The sequence below is a fragment of the Pseudomonas sp. PK-RTE-24 genome (genome assembly GCF_054052265.1).
The window spans coordinates 2,183,562-2,203,279 of record NZ_CM133224.1; the positions used below are offsets into that span (position 1 = coordinate 2,183,562).

Genomic DNA, 19,718 nt, shown 5'->3' on the forward strand with positions numbered 1-19,718 from the left:
TTTTCTCAGAATATCTTCGCTTTTATTGCGTGCGGTGAGTGACCTTCCAGTCAGGTTGGTTCAAACTACAGACTTTCAGGAAGGGAGATGTAGGGCGATGCAAGGCCACCCAGATGTAATCGATTACCTCAATACGTTGCTGACCGGCGAGCTGGCCGCGCGTGACCAATATTTCGTTCATTCGCGGATGTATGAGGACTGGGGGTTTACCAAGCTCTACGAGCGCATCAACCACGAGATGGAAGAAGAGGCCGGCCACGCCGATGCATTGATGCGGCGGATTCTGATGCTCGAAGGCACGCCGCGCATGCGTCCGGATGATCTGGATGTCGGCACCACCGTGCCTACGATGCTCGAAGCTGATCTGCGCCTCGAGTACAAAGTCCGCGCTGCGCTGTGCAAAGGCATCGAACTTTGCGAGCAACACAAGGACTACGTCAGTCGCGAAATTCTGCGGGTTCAGCTCAACGACACCGAAGAAGATCACACCTACTGGCTGGAAAAGCAGTTGGGCCTGATCAAGCTGATCGGTCTCGAGAACTACCTGCAATCCCACGCGTCCTGATTGCACCAGCTACAAAAAAGCCCCTGGCACCTCAACGGTGACAGGGGCTTTTTCATGCCTGGCAGTTAAGCCCGATCGCGGATCAGCAGTGGCTTGAGGTAATGGCCGGTGTGAGATTGCTTCATCTCGGCGACTTCCTCCGGCGTACCGGTGGCAATGATCTGCCCGCCCTTGGAACCGCCTTCAGGACCGAGGTCCACCAGCCAGTCAGCGGTCTTGATCACATCGAGGTTGTGCTCGATGACCACGACGGTGTTGCCGTGGTCGCGCAGACGATGGAGGACGTCGAGCAATTGCTGGATATCGGCGAAGTGCAGGCCGGTGGTTGGCTCATCGAGGATATACAGGGTTTTGCCCGTATCGCGTTTGGACAGCTCGCGCGACAACTTGACCCGCTGTGCTTCACCGCCGGACAGGGTCGTCGCCGACTGCCCGAGCTTGATGTAGGACAGGCCGACATCCATCAGCGTTTGCAGCTTGCGCGCCAGTGCCGGCACCGCATCGAAGAACTCCCGAGCTTCCTCGATGGTCATTTCGAGGGTCTCGTGGATGCTCTTGCCCTTGTATTTGATCTCAAGGGTCTCGCGGTTGTAGCGCTTGCTCTTGCACACATCGCAGGGCACGTAGATGTCCGGCAGGAAGTGCATTTCCACCTTGATCAGGCCATCGCCCTGGCACGCTTCGCAGCGACCGCCCTTGACGTTGAACGAGAAACGCCCCGGGCCGTAACCCCGGGAGCGCGACTCGGGCACGCCGGCAAACAGTTCGCGGATCGGCGTGAACAGCCCGGTATAGGTCGCGGGGTTGGAACGCGGCGTACGACCGATCGGGCTCTGGTCGATGTCGACGACTTTGTCGAGATGTTCCAGACCTTTGATGCTGTCATGTGCGGCCGCTTCCAGCGTGGTCGCGCCATTCAGTGCCGTGGCGCTCAGCGGGAACAGCGTGTTGTTGATCAGCGTCGATTTGCCCGAACCGGATACGCCAGTCACGCACGTCAGCAGGCCGATCGGGATGTCCAGATCGACATTGCGCAGATTGTTGCCGCGCGCACCTTTGAGCGACAGGTTGAGCTTCTTGTTGCGCGGCGTGCGCTTGGCCGGCACTTCGATCTTCACCCGGCCGGACAGGTATTTGCCGGTCAGCGAATCAGGGTGTGCCATGACTTCGTCCGGCGTGCCCTCGGCAACGATCTGCCCGCCGTGCACACCGGCGCCCGGGCCGATATCGACGACATAGTCAGCCAGACGAATCGCGTCTTCATCATGCTCGACCACGATTACCGTGTTGCCGATATCGCGCAAATGCTTGAGCGTACCGAGCAGCCGGTCGTTGTCGCGCTGATGCAAGCCAATGGACGGTTCGTCGAGGATATACAGAACGCCGACCAGACCGGCGCCAATCTGGCTTGCCAGACGAATCCGTTGCGCCTCGCCACCGGAGAGCGTGTCCGCGCTGCGATCCAGCGACAGATAGTCGAGTCCGACGTTGACCAGGAACTGCAGACGCTCGCGAATTTCCTTGAGAATCTTGTCAGCGATCTCGCCACGCCGACCGGTCATCTTCAGCGCACCGAAATATTCGCAGGCATCGCCGATCGGCAGATTGGTCACTGCCGGCAGGGTTTTCTCGCCGACCCAGACGTGCCGCGCTTCGCGGCGCAGACGCGTGCCACGGCAATCCGGGCAGGCCTGATGGCTGAGGAACTTGGCCAGCTCTTCGCGCACGCTCGCCGATTCGGTTTCGCGATAGCGACGCTCAAGATTCGGCACGATGCCTTCGAACGGGTGCGAGCGTTTGACGATGTCGCCACGGTCGTTCAGGTATTTGAAGTCGACGTTCTGCGAGCCGCTGCCATGCAGGATGAACTTCTGCTGCTCGGCGCTCAGCTCGTTGAAGGGCTTGTCCAGACTGAATTTGTAGTGCGAGGCGAGCGAGCCAAGCATCTGGAAGTAATAGACGTTGCGCCGGTCCCAGCCACGGATCGCGCCCTCGGCCAGAGTCAGCTCGCCATTGACCAGACGCTTGATGTCGAAGAACTGCTTCACGCCCAAGCCATCGCAGGTCGGGCAGGCGCCGGCCGGGTTGTTGAAGGAAAACAGCTTGGGTTCCAGCTCGCTGATCGCATGGCCGCAGATCGGGCAGGCGAAGCGTGCGGAGAAGATCATTTCTTCGCCGGGCTCATCGTCCATCGGCGCGACCAGGGCAATGCCGTCGGCAAGTTTCAGCGCAGTCTCGAAAGACTCTGCGAGGCGCTGCTGCAGATCGGCGCGGACCTTGAAGCGGTCAACGATCACATCGATCGAATGCTTCTTCTGTTTATCCAGCTTCGGCAGCTCGTCGAGCTCGCAAATGCGTCCGTTGACCCGAGCGCGGACGAAACCTTGCGCACGCAATTCTTCGAAGACCGACAGGTGTTCGCCTTTGCGTTCGCGGATCACCGGCGCCAGCAGCATGAGTTTGCTGCCTTCCGGCTGCGCCAGCACCAGATCGACCATCTGGCTGACGGTCTGCGCCTCCAGTGGAATGTCGTGATCCGGGCAACGCGGCGTACCCACGCGGGCATAGAGCAAGCGCAGGTAGTCGTAGATTTCGGTGATGGTGCCGACCGTGGAACGCGGGTTGTGCGAGGTCGACTTCTGTTCGATGGAGATCGCCGGCGACAGGCCTTCGATGGTGTCGACGTCGGGTTTTTCCATCATCGACAGGAACTGCCGAGCGTAAGCCGACAGCGATTCGACATAGCGGCGCTGACCTTCGGCATACAGCGTGTCGAACGCCAGGGACGACTTGCCGGATCCGGACAGGCCGGTGATCACGATCAGCTTGTCCCGTGGCAGGGTCAGGTCGATGTTCTTCAGGTTGTGGGTACGGGCCCCACGTATCAGGATCTTGTCCAAAGTGGCCTCGCTTGGCGGGCGTCGAAAACGTAGGAGTATACGGGCAAATACTGGATGGATGCACACTATCCAACGAAGGGCGTTTTGCCGTTCATGAAGAGAGTTTCATCTATACGCGTCATAGCGTCGCGATATACCCCGTCTTCCGATGGGACTGGTAGAATCGCCGCCGGTTCACACGAGGTTTTTCCATGCACGATCCCCACAGCGAACGCATGAGTGGCAGCGAGACCCGCGCGGCGAGCGGTCTGGCCCTGGTGTTCGCCTTCCGTATGCTTGGCATGTTCATGGTGTTGCCGGTGCTGGCGACCTATGGCATGGATCTGGCGGGAGCGACCCCGGCCCTGATCGGGCTGGCGATTGGCGCTTACGGTCTGACCCAGGCAATTTTCCAGATTCCGTTCGGGATCATTTCCGACCGCATCGGTCGCCGACCGGTGATCTACCTCGGCCTGATCGTCTTCGCTCTCGGCAGTGTTCTGGCTTCCCAGGCCGATTCGATCTGGGGCGTGATCGCCGGGCGAATCCTGCAGGGCGCCGGGGCGATTTCCGCAGCGGTGATGGCGCTGCTTTCCGACCTGACCCGCGAGCAGCATCGGACCAAAGCCATGGCGATGATCGGCATGACCATCGGCCTGTCGTTCGCCGTGGCCATGGTGGTCGGGCCGTTACTGACCAGTGCGTTCGGGCTGTCCGGGCTGTTCCTCGCCACTGGCGCCATGGCGCTGGTCGGCATCCTGATCATCATGTTCATGGTGCCGCAATCCACCGGGCCGTTGCAGCACCGGGAATCCGGCGTGGCCCGACAGGCGCTGATGCCGACGCTCAAGCACCCGGACCTGCTGCGCCTGGATCTGGGCATCTTTGTGTTACATGCCATGTTGATGTCGAGCTTCGTGGCCTTGCCGCTGGCACTGGTGGAAAAAGCCGGTCTGCCCAAGGAACAGCACTGGTGGGTCTACCTCACCGCGCTGCTGATTTCGTTCTTCGCCATGATCCCGTTCATTATCTACGGCGAGAAGAAACGCAAAATGAAACGAGTTTTGCTCGGCGCCGTCATGACATTGATGCTGACTGAACTATTCTTCTGGCAGTTCGGCGACAGCCTGCGTGCTCTGGTGATAGGTACGGTGGTGTTTTTCACCGCGTTCAATCTGCTCGAGGCATCGTTGCCGTCGCTGATCAGCAAGGTTTCACCGGCAGGCGGCAAGGGCACGGCCATGGGCGTGTACTCCACCAGCCAGTTCCTCGGTTCGGCACTCGGCGGGATACTCGGCGGCTGGTTGTTCCAGCATGGCGGTCTGTCGGTTGTGTTCCTCGGATGCGCCGCGCTGGCTGCACTTTGGCTGGCCTTTGCTGTTACCATGCGCGAACCTCCCTACGTGACGAGCCTGCGCTTGCCGTTGTCGCCCGAAGCGATCCGCGAAGCGGGTCTGGTCGAGCGCCTCAAGGCCCTGGTAGGGGTAACAGATGCAGTGATAGTCGCCGAAGAGGCGGCTGTTTACATCAAACTGGACAAAGAATTAGTGGATCGCACCACCCTCGAACGCCTGGTCAACAACCCGGCCGGGGCTGCGTGCGACGCTTAGGAGAACGTTATGGCCCGTGGGGTTAACAAAGTCATATTGGTCGGCACTTGCGGCCAGGATCCCGAAGTTCGCTACCTGCCTAACGGTAACGCCGTGACCAACCTGAGTCTGGCCACCAGCGAACAATGGACCGACAAGCAGACCGGTCAGAAGGTCGAGAAGACCGAATGGCACCGCGTATCGATGTTCGGCAAGGTTGCCGAGATCGCCGGTGAATACCTGCGCAAGGGTTCGCAGGTCTACATCGAAGGCAAGTTGCAGACCCGCGAGTGGGAAAAGGACGGCATCAAGCGTTACACCACTGAAATCGTGGTCGACATGCAAGGCACCATGCAACTGCTCGGCGGCCGTCCACAACAGGGCGACCAGCAAGGCGGCGGCAACAACTACCAGCAGCAGGCGCCACGTCAGCAGGCACCGCGCCCGCAGCAGTCGGCTCCACAGCAGCGTTCGGCTCCGCAAGCACCGCAGCAGGCCGCACCGCAACCGGCTCCGGATTTCGACAGCTTCGATGACGATATTCCGTTCTGATTTGCCGCTGTAACCGTTTTGAATGAAAAAGGCCCGTCGCTTAAACGACGGGCCTTTTTTGTTCAGGAAATTCCTGGCTACTCACAATCTCCTGTGGGAGCGAGCCTGCTCGCGAATGCGTCAGATCAGTCGATGCACCTGTAACTGACAGGGCGCTTTCGCGAGCAGGCTCGCTCCCACAAGGTAATTTCGTCTTAATCCAGGATCAGGTGCGGCAGGAAGCGGCTGGAGTCTTTGGTGATCAGACTATTGTCCTCACGCACACCAATCCCTGCCGCCTCATCACCAATCACCCACGAGCCAATCAGCGTGTAGCTGTCGCCAAACTTCGGCAGCGGTGCGAGCTGCTGCAAGATGAACGGCGCATCGGTGTAAGGCCCGTCCTCTTTGACGATCAGACCTTCCACTGTTTGCAGCTCGATGTTGGCGCCTTCGCGGGAAAAGTACGGCTTGCGCACCCAGCCCTTCGGCACCGCGCTCTGCGGATTCGGATCAAGGTGCGCAGCGAGCAGATTCGGATGGCCTTGGTGCAACTCCCACAGCAAAGGCAGCGCACCTTTGTTCGACAGAATCGCCTTCCACGCCGGTTCGAAAAACTGCGTATCGCATTCGGCGATCGCTGCGCCGAACGGCTCGTGGAAGATGAATTCCCAGGCGTGCAGCTTGAACAGGTGCGGGATCCAGCGATCCTGCAGATCGACGAAACGACCTTCAGCCGTCAGGCCAATGTCTTCGATATCGATGTGGCGTGATTCGATGCCGACCTTTTCCGCGATCAGCCGCAGGTAATCGGTGGTGCCTTTGTCCTCGACCGAATCCTTCATCGACGCAAAGTAGAACGGCCGCTTCAACTGCAACTCGGCGAAGGCCTGATGCAGCTTGGTGTCGATGCTGTTGAACTGGTCGGCATGCGGCGGCAGCGTGCCACGCTCGATGCACTGTTCCAGCCAGCCCCATTGAAAGGCTGCCGCTTCATAGAGGCTGGTCGGCGTGTCGTAGTTGAGCTCCAGCAGTTTCGCCGGCCCGTTGTCGCTGTAGGAAAAGTCCATGCGACCGTACAGATGCGGATGACCCTCGCGCCAGGAGGTGCGGATCATGTCGTAGTACGCCGCCGGGATACTCAGGCGATCGAGCAACTCCTCGCTGTTGACGACGCGATCCACCAGGTCCATGCACATCTCATGCAGTTCGGTGGTCGGGTCTTCCAGATCGTTTTCGATCTGCGCGAGGCTGAACTGGTAGTAGGCGCTTTCGTCCCAGTACGGTTCGTCGTCGATGGTGTGGAACAGGAAACCAAGGCTTTCGGCGGTGTGTTTCCAGTCGGGGCGCTCGGCGCAGTGGATCTTTTTCATGTCAGCTGCTCGAGCGTCCGGAACTGCTGCCCCAGCCACCCCAACCGCTGCGGGCACTGGACTGGCTGCCGAAACCGCCGCGCGAAGTCGACGACGCAACGTTCACCGGCTTGCTCTTGCTGCTCTCGTAATCCGACTGGCTGCGCGAGGTTGTGTCAGCTCGGCGGTACTGCGTTGAGGTGTTGTACGGCTGGCGCGTTTCGCGATCACGGTAAACGGTGCGTTCGGCGTTGTTGCTCATTGCGTTGCCGATCAGCCAGCCGGTCAGCCAGCCATTGCCGCCGCCACCTGAGCCACCGGAATAGTGCGAGCCGCCGTGGCTGGCACTGCTGCTGGTGGTGTCTCCCGCCGGCATTTGCGAATTGGCGATGGCATCGAGATCCTGCGGCGTCTCGGCATTGCCCGGCACTTTGAAGCCGCCGAGTTTCGGCACGAAACGGCCATCGGAATTTTTCTGACACCAGCCAGCGGCGAAGTCTGCGTCGCACTTGGCCTTGTCGTTGTAGGCCGGGGCGATGCGCCGGTGTTCGTTCAGGGCGGCGACGTAGGCGCTGGAGCAGAGATCGGCGGCCAATTCGGCGTCGACACACTGTTCAACGCTTTGGAAGTTGCGCGGCTGATCCAGCGCCGCTGCTTCACCGGAAATCGCCATCGCCACCGATGCGGCGAGGGACAATTGCACGTATTTGCTGCGTTTCATCGAGAGGCTTCCTGCCGGTCAGTGGGACGGGGTCATGCACGCGGCATTGAGCATGCCGACGCTGATCGCCACGGCAGCCACATAGATGCCGGCCGCCACTTCGCCGTTGGCGATGCGCTGGGAAGTGCCCTTGAGCACCAGCCCGGTAGCGACAAACGCCAGCAATTGCACAACGGCGGCGATGACCGCCCAGAGGACAAAGTCGAGCACGTTGACCGAGTAGGCGATCACGTTGCTCGCCGGAATGGCGAAACCGATGATCGCCCCGGACAGGGCAATGGCGGCGGCAGTGTTGCCGGCACGGATCAGCTCGAATTCCTTGTGCGCGGTGATGCGTGTGTAGACGAATTGAAACAGCATGAACAGCAACACGGCGCCGATCAGGTAGACGACGAAACCGACCAGCGCGGTTTTGTTCAGAGAAACGGCCAAGACTTCCAGCATGAAAAACTTCCTTTTTTAGATGGCGCTCAAATCAGTCGTGTACAGCGAGATGCCCAGCGAGGTGCTCAGGCTGACGGTGCCTTCTTCGTCCTGTTCGACGGAGAACAGCAGCAGTTCGCGGCGATCGGTCAGACCGGTGTCGCGGGCATACAGCATGGCGTGGTGCTTGATGGTGTAGGACTCGTCCGGATTGACCACGTGTTCGGTCATTGGCACCAGTTCAGTCTGCTGCAGTTCGGTGCCCCATTCGCGGGTGTATTCAACACCGTCGTGGTGGTAGGTCGGCAGACCGATCAGGCTGTTGGGGCCGGCCAGACGCTGCAGTTCGGCGTCACTGTTGACCGTCACATAGCTGATGTAATTGAACAGGGTGACCGACTCGACCTGATCATCGCCGGTGACGTGGATCTGCACCCAGAAATCCTCGTCGTTCATGTAATAGCGATGCAGTTTGTTGGACTGGCCGAGATCGACCCAGCCGGCGCTCCACACCGCTTGATCGAATGGCACCCGCACCGAAGTCGAGCCTTCCAGCAGCAACGCCAGGGTCGTGTCGAAGCGCACGCCTTTGCCTTGAGCCATGCCCAGTGGGCCGCTGGCGGCGGTGGTCGTTGGCGCAGCGGTCTGCCAATTGCTGGTGCCGAGCAAGTCTTTAAACCATCCCATGGGTACGTTCCTTGAAGCGGGTGGAGGTGTTCGGGTGAAAAAGTGGCGGTAGTGTAACGGGCGAAGCGGTGAACGAGCAGGGGCAATTACGCCGCAAAACCATGTGGGAGCGAGCCTGCTCGCGAATGGGTTGTGTCAGTCACTCGATTATTTGACTGTCACGACGCTTTCGCGAGCAGGCTCGCTCCCACAAGTTACCGTTCAGTCCTTACTGCGCGGACTTCTGCTTCAGGCGCTCAAGGATCGCATTGGCGCTGCCTTCGTTCGGCGTGATGCCGGCGTCGCGCAGTTTGCGTTCCAGGTCGTTGCCGGTGGAGGCGTCGGCCAGTTCGTCCGCTGCGTTCAGTTCGGCAGCGCGTTGCTGCTGCTTGGCTTGCAGGCGGTTCAGGGTGCCGACCGCAGTTTCCAGTTTGCCGTTGGCGCCGCCGCTGGCAATCGAGGCGCTGACCTGGGCTTTCTGCACGCTGTCGCGGGCCTTGGCCATGTCCACTTGCTGGCGCAGGCTCTTGATCCGCGATTCGGCTTTGCTGATGTCTTTGCGCATGTTGTCGGCGTAGGCGCCGAATTCATCGCTGAGTTTCTTCTCGGCAGCGAGGTCGTTGGTCAGGGTCGAAATCGCTTCGGCCACTTCCAGCGCCAGGTCTTCGCGGCCGGCATTCAACGCGGCCACAGCCTTGGCTTCGAGGTCCTTGATCTTGGCGTCGTATTCGCTGACGCGGTCGGCGGCCAGTTTGTGCTTGGCCATGATCGTTACCAGTTCGCGGCGGGCATTGGACAGCGCGGTGTCCGCGTCGCGGATTTCCTGATCGAGGATGCGCAGGGCCTGCTGGTCGGCGATGGCTTCGCCGACTTCATTGGCGCCGCCGCGCAGTGCGGTGAACAACTTGCTCCAGATGGACTGAGTCATTGGATATTCCCTGTTGATTACTTGAAGAAGTGTTCGAAGGCTTCGCTGGCGCGCTGCACGTTGTCGACCAGGGTTTTCACCTCGGTGACTACGTTGGTCAGGCTCGAATCAGCACTGAGGGCGCCGAACATGTTGTAGACGGTCTGTCCGTTCGGCATCGATTCGATCCCGATCGAAGACAGCGGGAACATCTCGCGGCTGCGCAGTACGGCATCGTTGAACGCCTGGACATTGCTGATCGAATCGATGTCCACCAGCACGGTGTCGACGATGATCTGCTGGCCGGCCAGGGCGATATGAATCGGCAGGCCGCCGAATTCGTTCATTTCCAGCTTGATGCTCGGTTCGGAGCTCTGGATCAGGGACAGCGAAATCTCTTGGGAAGCCACCTCGTCCAGCGCCTTGAGGGCATTGAAGAGGCTGTCGATGGTCCAGTTGTTGCCTGCGCTCATGTATTTCTCCGACATGAAAGAGCCAGCCAGAATCGGTTGGCGTAGCTGTTGCTCCATTTGCTTGAGCAAGCTTCGGTTTTCCGGAAGCACCCAAGTTTCGTGTTTCACATAACCGGCGGCGGCCAGGCCTGCGCGCATCTGCTTCATGTAGAAGCTCGACGGTTTTTTCGCTGACGTCTTGCCACGCTCGCCCTTGGGGCTGGCTGCGGCAGGCGTCGGAGTGCGGCTTGTCATGGCTGGAATCCGGTTATGAGCGTCTCACGCGTGGGCCACACTACAACCAATGCAAAGTGCCATCAATGACTCACGCGTGAGATTTTCATGACAGACGCAAAAAGGCCCGCAACGTGGCGGGCCAGTAGATTGCGCAGTTGTTGCTAGGCGTTGCTGCTCAGGAACTCGTCAGTGGATACCACGCTGGCATAGGCGAAACCCAGCGCCGCCATGAAGGCTGCGTGCACATGAGCGGCCGGCACCGTCAGGCCATTGAATTCCAGATCACGGCTGGCGCAGGCATCGTGAATCACCGTGACCGCATACCCCATGTCTGCCGCGGCGCGGGTGATGCCATCGACGCACATATGGCTCATGCTGCCGACCACCACCAGGTCGGTGATGCCGTGTTCGTCGAGCACCGCTTTCAGTTCGGTTTCGCGGAACGAGTTGACGAAGTGCTTGAGCACCACCGGCTCGTCGGCGCGGTTGAGCACTTTCGGATGCAGTTTCGCGCCTTCGGAGCCGGGAGTGAAAAACGGCGCGTCTTCGGAGGTGGATTCATGCCGAATGTGTACCACCGGATCGCCCGTTTCGCGGAAGGCTGCGATCAGCCGTGCGGCGTTATCGGCAGCGGCGTCGGCGCCGACCAGCGGCCACTTGCCTTGGGGGAAGTAGTCGTTCTGGATATCGACTACGATGAGCGCTTGCTTGGCCATGGGATTGTCCTCGAGACGGTGATTGGGTGTGGCCTCAGTATTGACGCTGGCCGAGGATTCGAGGACTGGCCGCACCGACAATAGACGGGGGAAAACTGACAATGGCTGCACAAAGAGCCGCCACCGCTGAACTGGGCGTGCTGATTTACCCCGGCGCGCAACTGGCGGCGGTGCACGGTCTGACCGACCTGTTCGCCGTGGCCAATCGCATCGCTGCCGAGTATCAGGCTGTGCAATTGCCCGTGCTGCGAGTCAGTCACTGGCAGGTCGATGGCGAGCAGTTGCCGGCGCGGGTCTATGACAGTCATCCCGGTGCCGAAGGCGCTTTGCTCGCCGTGCTGATTCCGCCGTCCCTCGGCGGGTTCGATGCGGCGCAGATGACCGTGAGTCTTGCGCAATGGCTGCGCGATCAGCATGCGCGCGGCGCAACGCTTGGTGGTGTCTGTGTGGGCTCGTTGATGCTCGCCGAAAGCGGCTTGCTCGACGGTCGCAGCGCCACCACCCACTGGACCTCGGCCCAGGCTTTCGCCGAGCGTTACCCGAAGATCAAGCTGAAGGCCGACACGCCGATTGTCGACGACGGCGACCTGATCACCACGGCCGGGCTGATGGCCTGGTCGGAATTGGGGTTGCGCCTGGTCGATCGCTTGCTCGGCCCGAGCATCGCCACCGCGACCGCGCGTTTTCTGGTGATGGAACACAGCGACAGCGCCAGTGAATGCGGAAGCAATTTCGCACCGATCCTCAGCCATGGCGACGCGGCGATTCTCAAGGTCCAGCACTGGCTGCAAAGCACCGGGGCGACGGATGTTTCGCTGACGGCAATGGCCGAGCGTGCGGGACTTGAAGAGCGTACTTTCCTGCGCCGATTCCGCGCCGCGACAGGCTTGAAACCGACCGAGTATTGCCAGCACTTGCGGGTCGGCAAGGCGCGGGAAATGCTCGAGTTCACCAATGGCACGATCGACCACATTGCCTGGACTGTCGGCTATCAGGATCCGGGCGCGTTTCGTGCGATCTTCAAGAAGATTACCGGGCTTGGGCCGAGTGAGTACCGGGGGCGGTTTGGTGTGAATCCCGCTCCCAGAACGACGATGAACTAATGTGGGAGCGAGCCTGCTCGCGAAGGCGCTGGATCTACAGAATTGTAGTCGGCTGACACTACGCTTTCGCGAGCAGGCTCGCTCCCACAATGATCGCGGCGAGGGTGAGAGATCGTGCAATTTGCCGGAGTTTTGCGCGCTGTCGTGCAGTTTGAAACAGGCGTGATGCCAGCACAGTCACGGCAAGCTCCCGATTATCGGGCGGTTCGTGGGGATGGTTGATTGGCCTGATCTCTGCAATTTCCTTTGAGAACCCATCGACTGATAAAAGGGGAACGCATGACCCCGACACCCAGCAACAAAATCGTCGTGGCCCATTCGGTGCGTGCCGAGGCGCCGCAACATGAAGTCGAGACCAACAAGGCACTGGCGCGTTGGCTGGCGCAGATTCTCGGCTGCAAATTCGGCGGCAGTTTCGATCCGGCCAAACATCAGGGCCGCGAGCTGTATCTGCTGCCAACGCAAACCATCGTCGGCGCCGCCCACGCGCAAGCACTTGGCATCAACGGCCCCGATGACTTGTGGGGCGGTTACGTCGAATACGATTTCATCTGCACCAAAGCCATCAGCCACGGTTTGCGCAACCATCTGGCGCACGCGCCGCAGGGCTGGTCGCCGCTGTTTTCGGAGCGGGTGCGCAACGTTGTGCTCGACGGTCTCAGCGTATTCGCCCTGGAAGATGCGCGGCCCGCCGCCGAGCATCTGTTGTACGCCGGGCCGATTCGCTTGAAGCCGATTCACGCTTGCGCCGGTCGCGGTCAGGAAGTGATCAAAAGCCTCGATGCGTTCGATGAAATCCTCGCTCGTCCCGAAGCGCAAAGCCTGTTCAGCGACGGCGTAGTGCTGGAGCAGGACTTGAGCAACGTCGTCACCCACAGCGTCGGCCAGTCGTTCATCGGCGGCAAAGTGTTGAGCTATTGCGGTGATCAATACTTGACCGAGGACGGTCAGGGCGAAGAGGTCTACGGCGGCTCGAATCTGCTGGTGGTGCAGGGCGGCTATGACCAATTGCTCGCGCTGGATCTGCCTGATGATGTGCGTCTGGCCATCGAGCAGGCGCAGGTCTTCGACAGTGCCGCCAACGAAGCCTACCCACGCTTCTTCGCCTCGCGGCGCAATTACGATATCGCCCAAGGCCTCGACGCCAGCCGCAACCCGCGCAGCGGCGTGCTCGAACAATCCTGGCGCATGGGCGGTGCCAGCAGCGCTGAAGTGGCCGCGTTGCAGAGCTTCGTCAACGATCCACAGATGCGCGCGATTCGCGTGTCGTCGGTGGAAACCTATACCGATCAGGCGCTGCCGGCGGACGCCATCGAGGTCTATCGCGGCCCGGCGGAAAACAGCGCATTTCTTCTCAAATATGTGACGGTCCAATCCTATGACGGCTAGAAGCGAAAGCATTCAAATCGACATTGATGACGAACAGATGAGCGGGACTTTTCTCAGTCCCAAATCGAAAGTCCCGGGGGTGTTGTTCGTGCACGGTTGGGGCGGCAGTCAGGAGCGTGATCTGGAACGGGCCAAAGGCATCGCCGGCCTGGGTTGCGTATGCCTGACCTTCGACCTGCGCGGGCACACCGGCGGCACAGGAATTCCGCTGACCCGGGTGACCCGTGAAGACAATCTGCGTGACTTGCTGGCGGCCTACGATCGCCTGCTGGCGCACCCGGCCCTCGACACTTCGGCGATCGCCGTGGTCGGCACCAGTTATGGCGGTTATCTGGCCTCGATCCTGACGTCACTGCGCCCGGTGCGCTGGCTGGCGCTGCGCGTGCCGGCGCTGTACCGCGACGAGCAGTGGCACACGCCCAAGCGCGATCTGGACAAGGCCGACCTGCGCGATTATCGCAATACGCTGGTGCGCGCCGACAGCAATCGCGCCCTGCATGCCTGTTCGCAATTCACGGGCGACGTGCTGTTGGTAGAATCGGAAACCGACGACTTCGTGCCCCACGCGACGATCATGAGTTACCGCGCCGCATGTCAGCAGACTCACTCATTGACTCATCGGATTATTGATGGCGCCGATCACGCATTGAGTGATCCAGTTTCGCAGCAGGCCTACACCTCGATCCTGGTGGACTGGATTACCGAGATGGTGGTGGGGGAGCGGTTGAGCATTATCCAATCCAGATGATCTGTCGCATGTACCGGCCCCTTCGCGAGCAGGTTGAACGCATTTCAAATGTAGATACTCTGTTCACGGTCAAGCTTTTTGGGTGTGTTTATCGCTAAAAAGCTTGGCTGTACTGAAGTCTTCGCCTGCCCGCATGCAGGCCCATAGTCCGGTCAGGTATTTGCGCATGACTGCGACAATAGCCTGCATCTTCCTCTTTCCTCGAGCCACCAATGCTTCGTAAAACGCTTTAACGTTCGGGTCGCAACGTATGGCGGTCAGCGCAGGCATGTACATCGCTGATCGCAAATAGGCATTGCCGCCCTTACTTATCCGGCCGGGTTTATCAATGCTGGTGCCTGATTGCGTGAGTCGGACATCGAGTCCGGCATGGCGGCTGACCTGCGCTGACTTGAGCGTTACCGGTAAGGTCGTCAGTTCAGCCAGCGCCGCAAATACTGAGATCTCACCCATGCCAGGGGCGGCGATCATGTGGGCGAACTGGGCGCTCAACGTTGGGCAGTTGTCGATCAGTGCCCGACCAGCGAGTCGGAAACGCTCGATTCGTTTGTCAAAGGCGTTGATGGCTTCTTCTTCGTCTTCAATCAGCATCAGAAGAGTTGTTTGAGTGGCTTTTAGTGCATGCAGCTCGTTTTTGGCGCGGGTGCGATGACCCGTCAAACGATTGATGTGGCGACCGATAGCGCGTAGCTCAAGCTGTATTGAAGTGGGCGGCGTCCACAACCTTGGGCTCATGCGTTCGCCGTACTCAGCTAATAACTGGGCATCGATTGCGTCCGTTTTGCTGTTTTTCAGCATCAGCTTTGCAAAGTTGTGAAAACTCTTCGGATTGATAACCGAGACTGGCAAACCCGCCGCAGCGAGCTCCATGGCCAAGTCCAGGTAGTAGATTCCGGTGGCTTCCATCACCACAGATATAGGCTTGAGCTCAAGTAACTTGCCGACAGCAGCTTTGCGCCCCGCCGGTGTCTGGTCGATATTGCACTGACCTGCAAAACGGCCGCCATTGCGCCAGCCCATCGCTGTAGTGCGAGATCCCACATCCAAACCGACGTGCATGTTCATGCTTTCAACTCCAAGAGAACTGAGTTAAAAATGCTTCCTGGTTCCCCTGACCTCGAACTTCATGCCACTGCAACCTTGTAATGCGAAGTCCGACTCGTCGGCTTCTCGATACTCTTCGTGGTGGGCAATGAGGCGGGGGGACCTCTCTACATACAAGGTCAGGAGCAAGTCCTGCCTTAAGGAGCGATCGGTCTCCCCCAGAAACACATCTTCGTATGTCGCACCAGCGAGCTTAGATCTCATTCATGCTGGTGTGTGGGGAACATACAAGGAGCTGCCGAAGGCTGCGATCTTTTGATCTTGATTCTAATGTGTGGGTTTCTTCTCGATCCGCAACGCCTTGGCCTTGGCCTCCACCACCAGATACATCACCACCGTGATCAACAGCGGCAGCAGAAAATAAATCGCCCGATACGCCAGCAATCCCGCGACCAGACTGCCGCGCGACGCCTCGTGCTGCAGCAGCGCCACGAACACCGCCTCAAGCACACCCAGTCCCGCCGGAATATGCGTGATGACCCCGGCAATCGCGCTGATCAACAGCACGCCAAGCACCAGCGGATAATCCAGTTTGCTCGGCAGCAGAGTGAAGATCACCGCCGCCATCAGCGACCAGTTCAACGCCCCCAGCAGCAATTGCAGCACCGCCATGCGCAGCGACGGCAGGTTGATTTCCACGCCGCGAATCGACCACTCGCGGCGCTTGGAAAACTGACACGCCGCCAGATAGCCGGCGCTGACCAGCAGCAGTAACACACCAACCAGTTGCAAGGCCGAACTGCTGAGTTTCCAGCCCGGCGGCATCGTCACCAGACCGCTGCTGAACACTACGCCAGCGATGGTCATGTAGCCGAACCAGTTGGTTGCCAGGCTCAGGCCGAGAATTTTGGCGATGTTGCCTTTGCTCACGCCCAGCCGCGAATACAGGCGATAGCGCATGGCGATGCCGCCGACCCAGGCGCTAAGGTTGAGATTGAAGGCGTAGCTGATGATGCCCACCGGCAGGATCTGCTTCCAAGTCAGGTCTTGCCGAATGTAAGTGCGGCCGATCAGGTCGAAACTGGCGTACACCAGAAAACTCAGCAGGGTCAGGCTGGCGGCGATGATCAGTGTGCGCACCTTGAAATCGGCGAGGGTCTCCAGCACCTCGGCCCATTCGATGCGCGTAGCGAACATCGTCAACAGGACGATCAGCGCGAGGAAAAACAGGATGGTCAGCGGACGTTTCCAGCGGCTCCATTTCGACGGCGCCGCTTGTGTCGAATGGCTATCGGAATGGACTTCGGAATGACTCATGGACGCGCACCTCGGAAAGGCTTCAGACGCGGTTTATGCGCCGGCAGCCAACCGGCCATGGCCGGGAAGTGCCGCAGGAAGTGGAACACCAGAAAACCCACGGTCATGTGCCAGATACGCCCGCGCGGCAACAGCTTGGCGTCCATGGCTTTGCAGTGGTTCTGGCTGAGATCTTCGAGGCGTTCGTACAGGTGCTGATTGAACGCGCGGTCGCGGATCAGCACGTTGGCTTCCAGATTCAGCGACAGGCTCAGCGGGTCGAGATTGCTCGAGCCCACGGTGCTCCAGTCATCGTCGACCAGCGCGACCTTGCCGTGCAGCGGGCGTTGGCAGTATTCGTGAATCTGCACGCCGGCACGCAGCAGATAATCGTAGGTCATGCGCGCCGCCAGTTTGGCTACGAGCATGTCGGGCTGGCCTTGCAGGATCAGCCGCACCTCGACGCCACGGCGGGCGGCGTTGCGGATTTCGCGCAGCAAACGGTAGCCGGGAAAGAAGTAGGCGTTGGCGATGATTACCCGGCGCTTGGCCTTGCGCAGCACCTGCAAATACACGTCTTCGATATCGGTGTTGTGTTGATCGTTATCGCGGAACACCAGGCGTACCTGGCCGTCGTGGTCGGTGAAGGCCATTTCCTCCAGGCGCTGGCGCCGGCGCTGCCACCAGAACCGCGCGCGTCCGGGGCGACCGCTTTGAAGCAGGGCGAAGTGATGGATATCGGCGACCACCGGGCCCTGGATCTCCACCGAATAATCCTGCTTGGCTTCAGGGCCGAAATCGGCCAGGTGATCGCCGGAAAAATTGATCCCGCCAATGAACGCGATCAAGCCGTCGACCACCACGATCTTGCGGTGCAAGCGGCGGAACCAGTTGGTGCGGATGCCCAAATGCTTCGGCGCCGGATCGAAGATTTGCAGATGCACGCCGGCATCGCTCAAGGCCGACAGATAGCCGGTGCTCAGCTCGCCACAGCCGAAGCCGTCGAGGCTGACCGTGGTGCGCACGCCGCGCTGGGCGGCTTCGATGAGGATTTGCTGCAACTCGGCGCCGACCTTGTCTTCGAAGACGATGAAGGTCTCCAGCAGGATCTCGCTCTTGGCTGCGCGCATCGCTTCGAATACCCGGGGGAAATATTCCTCGCCGTTCTCCAGCAGCTCTACGCGGTTATTGCTGTGCCATTGATACTCGACGTCCACGTGGCCGGGCTCGCGCACCGGCGGGTTCAGCGGGACCGGGTCGACGGCGGATTTTTCCAGTGGCGCACTGTTCATAGTTCAATCTCCACCGATAACGGTGCGTGGTCGGAAAGGTGGGACCAGGGCCGGTTGGTCAAAACTTTCGGGCGGCTGGCCTTGAGGTTGCGTACGTAGATGCGGTCGAGTCGTAGCGCTGGCAGCCGCGCGGGAAAGCTGCGCGCCGGCTTGCCGTACTGCTCGGCGAACACTTCGCGCAGGCCACAGGGCTTGAGCTGCGCATCGGCACGCTGGCGCCAGTCGTTGAAATCGCCAGCGACGATCACCGGGGCATCAGCGGGCAATTCGGCGAGACGTTGCATCAGCAGATCCAGTTGCGCGTTGCGGTGGCTCTCGCGCAGGCCCAGATGCACGCAGATCGCATGCACTTCGGTGCCGTCGCCAGGCAGGCGCAGCACGCAATGCAGCAGGCCACGGTTTTCATGGCCGCTGATCGACACGTCGAGGTTGTCGTGGCGGATGATCTGGAATTTCGACAGCAGCGCATTGCCGTGGTCGCCCGCCGGGTACACGGCATTGCGCCCGTAGGCGAATTGCGGCCAGAGGCTGTCGGCGAGAAATTCGTATTGCGGCATCGTCGGCCAGTTGTCGTAGCGTTTCGGATGCTGCTCGTGCGTGCCGTGCACTTCCTGCAGAAACACCACGTCGGCGGCGACGCTGCGCACCGCTTCACGCAGCTCCGGCAGGATGAAACGCCGGTTCAGCGCGGTGAAGCCCTTGTGGGTGTTGACCGTCAGTATGGTGAAGGTGCGCACCGAGGGCGCAACCACGGAGCCTTCGTCGGTGAAACCGACCGGTTCGGGAATGCTCATGACAGAACTCCTTCTGCGGCGACTTGCCCGGGAGTTGTGGCGAGGTCTTTGTCGAGGTCCAAGCGCTGCAACAAGTTGCGTGCGTCGTAGGGCGCGCGGACTTTGATGTCGTTGTCGAAGTAGCAGAACACTTCGCGGGATTTGCGCGCGCGGGGTTTCAGGCGTGGGGCTATCAGGTGGGCGTCCTCTGGCTGTTTACCGTGATGCCAGGCGTCGATGCGCTCGGCCCAGCGCTTGAGCGCTTGTTCGGAATAACCGCTGGCGTAGAGCTCTTCGGCGCCGTGCAGGCGCAGATAGACGAAGTCGCTGGTGAGGTCTTCGCGGTACGGCCATTTGCCGGCGGTGTCGGCAATGACCAGCGCGGTGTTGTGGCGTTTGAGCAGGCGCACGAATTCCGGATCGATGAAACTTTCATGACGGATTTCCACCGCATGGCGCAGCGGTTTCTTGCGCCAGGCTTTGACGCTGGCGTGGCCGGGAAGATGCGAGTCGTGCTGGCGGGCGAGGGCGGCTGCGGCTTGGGTATCGTGGGGCAGTTGCGCGAGAAAGTGATCGAAGCGCTCGGCGTCGAATTTGAAATTCGGCGGAAACTGCCAGAGGATCGGCCCGAGTTTTTCCTTCAGCTCCAGCACGCCCGAGGCAAAGAAATTCGCCAGCGGTTTTTCGATTTCGCGCAAGCGGCGCACGTGGGTGATGAAGCGCGGTGCCTTGACGCTGAACACGAAGTCATCAGGAGTTTCGGCGTACCACTGGGCGTAACGTTCGGGGCGTTGCAGGGCGTAGAACGATCCATTGATTTCGATGCTGTTGACCGCGCGGGAGGCGAACTGCAATTCGCGCTTCTGCGCCAGTCCCTTCGGGTAGAAATCCCCGCGCCACGGGGCGTAGCGCCAGCCTGAAATACCGATGTGAATCGTCGCCATCCCATCCTCCCGTAGAAAGTCCTCGTGTTGCCGATGTTCTGTGATGACTGCGGCGGGGGTGGGAAAGTTTCGGTGGCGTTACGGACGGTCG

The 19,718-nt window shown here is 60.2% G+C and carries 19 protein-coding genes; 6 read left to right on the forward strand and 13 right to left on the reverse strand.

All coding sequences use genetic code 11. From position 1 onward, the window contains the following. Positions 1 to 97 precede the first annotated feature (97 nt). The gene (gene bfr, locus ACV8MC_RS09745; RefSeq protein WP_016772947.1) at positions 98 to 565 is read left to right on the forward strand and encodes a bacterioferritin; all 468 of its coding nucleotides are present in this window, start codon (positions 98 to 100) and stop codon (positions 563 to 565) included. Between the two features lie 65 nt (positions 566 to 630). Here bfr and uvrA read toward each other — a convergent pair whose 3' ends face one another. Continuing rightward, the gene (uvrA, locus tag ACV8MC_RS09750) at positions 631 to 3,465 is read right to left on the reverse strand and encodes an excinuclease ABC subunit UvrA (RefSeq protein ID WP_041477664.1); all 2,835 of its coding nucleotides are present in this window, start codon (positions 3,463 to 3,465) and stop codon (positions 631 to 633) included. A gap of 191 nt (positions 3,466 to 3,656) precedes the next feature. On the opposite strand from uvrA, the gene ACV8MC_RS09755 reads away from it, so the two are divergent. Together ACV8MC_RS09755 and ACV8MC_RS09760 are read left to right on the forward strand one after the other, a co-directional pair. Beyond that, on the forward strand, positions 3,657 to 5,054 hold the full coding sequence (locus ACV8MC_RS09755) for an MFS transporter (protein ID WP_041477665.1): 1,398 nt from the start codon (positions 3,657 to 3,659) through the stop codon (positions 5,052 to 5,054). 9 nt (positions 5,055 to 5,063) lie between these two features. Continuing rightward, on the forward strand, positions 5,064 to 5,585 hold the full coding sequence (locus ACV8MC_RS09760; RefSeq protein WP_041477666.1) for a single-stranded DNA-binding protein: 522 nt from the start codon (positions 5,064 to 5,066) through the stop codon (positions 5,583 to 5,585). A gap of 194 nt (positions 5,586 to 5,779) precedes the next feature. Here ACV8MC_RS09760 and ACV8MC_RS09765 read toward each other — a convergent pair whose 3' ends face one another. The 7 genes from ACV8MC_RS09765 to ACV8MC_RS09795 all read right to left on the reverse strand — a co-directional run bounded on the left by ACV8MC_RS09765 (position 5,780) and on the right by ACV8MC_RS09795 (position 11,038). Next, positions 5,780 to 6,937 (reverse strand): glutathionylspermidine synthase family protein, encoded by a 1,158-nt coding sequence (locus tag ACV8MC_RS09765; RefSeq protein ID WP_457265116.1) that lies wholly within the window; start codon positions 6,935 to 6,937, stop codon positions 5,780 to 5,782. A gap of 1 nt (position 6,938) precedes the next feature. Further along, positions 6,939 to 7,637, reverse strand: coding sequence for a DUF1190 domain-containing protein (locus tag ACV8MC_RS09770; protein ID WP_056790788.1), 699 nt, complete (start codon positions 7,635 to 7,637; stop codon positions 6,939 to 6,941). A gap of 18 nt (positions 7,638 to 7,655) precedes the next feature. Next, positions 7,656 to 8,081, reverse strand: a complete 426-nt coding sequence (locus tag ACV8MC_RS09775) for a DUF350 domain-containing protein (RefSeq protein WP_016772952.1) — start codon at positions 8,079 to 8,081, stop codon at positions 7,656 to 7,658. Positions 8,082 to 8,096: 15 nt separating this feature from the next. Beyond that, positions 8,097 to 8,747 carry a DUF2491 family protein gene (locus ACV8MC_RS09780; RefSeq protein WP_457265119.1) on the reverse strand — a complete coding sequence of 217 codons (651 nt, stop codon included), beginning with the start codon at positions 8,745 to 8,747 and terminating at the stop codon, positions 8,097 to 8,099. A 208-nt stretch (positions 8,748 to 8,955) separates the two neighbouring features. Further along, a complete protein-coding gene (locus ACV8MC_RS09785) occupies positions 8,956 to 9,654 on the reverse strand; it encodes a PspA/IM30 family protein (protein WP_016772954.1) in 699 nt (232 codons plus the stop codon). 17 nt (positions 9,655 to 9,671) lie between these two features. Next, positions 9,672 to 10,253 carry a YjfI family protein gene (locus tag ACV8MC_RS09790; RefSeq protein WP_225914461.1) on the reverse strand — a complete coding sequence of 194 codons (582 nt, stop codon included), beginning with the start codon at positions 10,251 to 10,253 and terminating at the stop codon, positions 9,672 to 9,674. Positions 10,254 to 10,483: 230 nt separating this feature from the next. Next, the gene (locus ACV8MC_RS09795) at positions 10,484 to 11,038 is read right to left on the reverse strand and encodes a cysteine hydrolase family protein (RefSeq protein WP_457265121.1); all 555 of its coding nucleotides are present in this window, start codon (positions 11,036 to 11,038) and stop codon (positions 10,484 to 10,486) included. A gap of 101 nt (positions 11,039 to 11,139) precedes the next feature. On the opposite strand from ACV8MC_RS09795, the gene ACV8MC_RS09800 reads away from it, so the two are divergent. The 3 genes from ACV8MC_RS09800 (at position 11,140) to ACV8MC_RS09810 (ending at position 14,278) form a co-directional block, all read left to right on the forward strand. Then, complete coding sequence (locus ACV8MC_RS09800) at positions 11,140 to 12,141, forward strand: GlxA family transcriptional regulator (protein WP_457265122.1); 1,002 nt, start codon at positions 11,140 to 11,142, stop codon at positions 12,139 to 12,141. Between the two features lie 279 nt (positions 12,142 to 12,420). After that, a complete protein-coding gene (locus ACV8MC_RS09805) occupies positions 12,421 to 13,530 on the forward strand; it encodes a DUF3182 family protein (protein WP_457265124.1) in 1,110 nt (369 codons plus the stop codon). Next, positions 13,520 to 14,278, forward strand: a complete 759-nt coding sequence (locus ACV8MC_RS09810; RefSeq protein ID WP_042610641.1) for an alpha/beta hydrolase family protein — start codon at positions 13,520 to 13,522, stop codon at positions 14,276 to 14,278. Before ACV8MC_RS09805 ends, ACV8MC_RS09810 begins: the two co-directional genes overlap by 11 nt. A gap of 69 nt (positions 14,279 to 14,347) precedes the next feature. Here the strand turns inward: ACV8MC_RS09810 and ACV8MC_RS09815 are convergent, their stop codons facing one another. From ACV8MC_RS09815 to ACV8MC_RS09835, 5 genes are all read right to left on the reverse strand, one after another. Next, the gene (locus ACV8MC_RS09815; RefSeq protein WP_150638880.1) at positions 14,348 to 15,343 is read right to left on the reverse strand and encodes an IS110 family RNA-guided transposase; all 996 of its coding nucleotides are present in this window, start codon (positions 15,341 to 15,343) and stop codon (positions 14,348 to 14,350) included. A gap of 306 nt (positions 15,344 to 15,649) precedes the next feature. After that, positions 15,650 to 16,639, reverse strand: coding sequence for a lysylphosphatidylglycerol synthase domain-containing protein (locus ACV8MC_RS09820; RefSeq protein WP_041477676.1), 990 nt, complete (start codon positions 16,637 to 16,639; stop codon positions 15,650 to 15,652). Further along, entirely contained in the window at positions 16,636 to 17,910 is a 1,275-nt protein-coding gene (gene clsB, locus ACV8MC_RS09825) for a cardiolipin synthase ClsB (RefSeq protein ID WP_016772961.1), read from the reverse strand. Before clsB ends, ACV8MC_RS09820 begins: the two co-directional genes overlap by 4 nt. Continuing rightward, complete coding sequence (locus ACV8MC_RS09830) at positions 17,907 to 18,704, reverse strand: endonuclease/exonuclease/phosphatase family protein (RefSeq protein WP_041477677.1); 798 nt, start codon at positions 18,702 to 18,704, stop codon at positions 17,907 to 17,909. Before ACV8MC_RS09830 ends, clsB begins: the two co-directional genes overlap by 4 nt. Continuing rightward, on the reverse strand, positions 18,701 to 19,627 hold the full coding sequence (locus ACV8MC_RS09835; protein ID WP_056790764.1) for a DUF72 domain-containing protein: 927 nt from the start codon (positions 19,625 to 19,627) through the stop codon (positions 18,701 to 18,703). Before ACV8MC_RS09835 ends, ACV8MC_RS09830 begins: the two co-directional genes overlap by 4 nt. Positions 19,628 to 19,718: the final 91 nt, after the last annotated feature.